This is a genomic window from Pseudomonas sp. K5002 (assembly GCF_013386655.1).
Classification (GTDB): Bacteria; Pseudomonadota; Gammaproteobacteria; order Pseudomonadales; family Pseudomonadaceae; genus Aquipseudomonas.
The window spans coordinates 1-931 of the sequence record NZ_JACARK010001269.1 but is presented as its reverse complement, the minus strand read 5'-3'; the positions used below and the strand labels follow the sequence as shown (position 1 = coordinate 931).

Sequence of the window (931 nt, the reverse complement as noted above, 5' to 3'; positions counted from 1 at the left end):
TACAGGTTGATCGCATTTCAGGTCATGGATTTTCAGCGGCCAGGGCGGCAATCACCGCCGGCCGCTCACCGACCCGCTGCTGAAACTTCGCCAACGCCGGCCACTGCTGCAAGTCGATATCAAACAACCCCGCCCAGCGCAGCACCACAAACAGGTACGCATCCGCCACCGAATACTGCGCGCCCAGCAGGTAATCCTGGCGCTCCAGGGTCTGCACCAGAATCGCAAAGCGCTTGAACAGCGTGGCCTTGAACAGCGCCTTCACCTCATCGGGAATCGCGTCCTTGAACAACACTCCCAGCCCGCCATGAATCTCGCTGGAGACAAAGTTCAGCCACTCCTGCAAACGCACCCGTTCCCAGCTGCCATTGGCCGGCGCCAGGCCCGCTGCGGGTACCCGGTCGGCCAGGTATTGCAGGATGGCCGCGCCTTCGGTCAGTACCTCGCCGTTGTCCAGTTGCAGTGCGGCTACATAGCCCTTGGGATTGATCTGCAGGAAATCATCACCGTCAGCCGTGAGCTTTTTCTGGTTGTCGACGCGAATCAATTCAAACGGCAGGGCCAATTCCCGCAGCGCGATATGGGAGGCGAGGGAACAGGCATTCGGGGAAAAATACAGCTTCATCGGGGCAACTCCGCAGGACAGTTGCCTTCAGTCTCGTGGGCATGGCACCTTGGGTAAAATTAATCTTTCAGAATCCTGCCATAAGGACAGCTACTGCCATGATGAACCTGATGCACTGGCGCCTGCTGGTGGCCGTGGCGGACAACGGCAGCATCACTGCCGCCTCCGAACGAGTGGGCATGACTCAGTCCGCCGCCAGCCAGGCGATGGCGGCCATGGAGGCCAACCTCGGTGCGCAGTTGTTTGTGCGTGAGGCGCGTCAGACCGTGCCTACCGCCCTGGGCCTGCAAGTGATCGAGCAGGCGC

The 931-nt window shown here is 60.6% G+C and carries 2 protein-coding genes; one reads left to right on the top strand and one right to left on the bottom strand.

Going from position 1 to position 931, the window contains the following annotated elements:
• Positions 1-22 precede the first annotated feature (22 nt).
• The gene (gene gstA, locus HX846_RS35570) at positions 23-625 is read right to left on the bottom strand and encodes a glutathione transferase GstA (protein ID WP_008431610.1); all 603 of its coding nucleotides are present in this window, start codon (positions 623-625) and stop codon (positions 23-25) included.
• A gap of 98 nt (positions 626-723) precedes the next feature.
• Here gstA and HX846_RS35565 point away from each other — a divergent pair.
• On the top strand, positions 724-931 hold a 208-nt coding region (locus HX846_RS35565), incomplete at its 3' end, for a LysR family transcriptional regulator (protein WP_178967285.1).

Coding starts and splice junctions, on each gene's coding strand:
- gstA (WP_008431610.1), bottom strand. CDS start 625: ATGAAGCTGTATTTTTCCCCGAATGCCTGTTCCCTCGCCTCCCATATC.